Origin of the sequence: Pseudomonas sp. 51_B, assembly GCF_017491595.1 — a bacterium.
Classification (GTDB): domain Bacteria; phylum Pseudomonadota; class Gammaproteobacteria; order Pseudomonadales; family Pseudomonadaceae; genus Aquipseudomonas; species Aquipseudomonas promysalinigenes.
The window spans coordinates 1-428 of record NZ_JAFGYW010000489.1; the positions used below are offsets into that span (position 1 = coordinate 1).

Sequence of the window (428 nt, forward strand, 5' to 3'; positions counted from 1 at the left end):
GTGCAGCGGGTCAGTGCTGTAGACATCGAAACCCTTGCTCGCCGTCTGGTTCATCGACGAACCGGGCAGCCTCAAGTCGTACAGCCCCACGGCCGAACTCGGCGTGAAGCCCACCAAGACACTACCGTAGACGGTCGTGCTGTTTCCCATGTTGCCCGTGCCGCCGTCCGCCCACAGGAGGTCTCCACGGCCGTCGCCGTTGAAGTCGTAATGCGTCGCAAGCGCGCCGAACTCGGCGGCGAAGTTCGACGACACCCCTCGGCTGGTATAGGCTGAATCGCCGTGAACCGGAACGTAGAACTGCGTCATCTCGGGCCGCGTCAGCCCCGTCAGCGCTTGCTGGAAGCCGCCCGGGCCGACCGCATCGCTGTACAGAATGTTCGCAACGATCTCCGGATTACCTTGCGAAAATGGCCCCACGGTCTGAT

At 63.1% G+C, this 428-nt stretch carries 1 protein-coding gene; it reads right to left on the reverse strand.

From position 1 onward, the window contains the following. A partial coding sequence (locus tag J5M56_RS25875; protein ID WP_207938169.1) for a hypothetical protein occupies window positions 1-428 on the reverse strand: 428 nt, incomplete at both ends.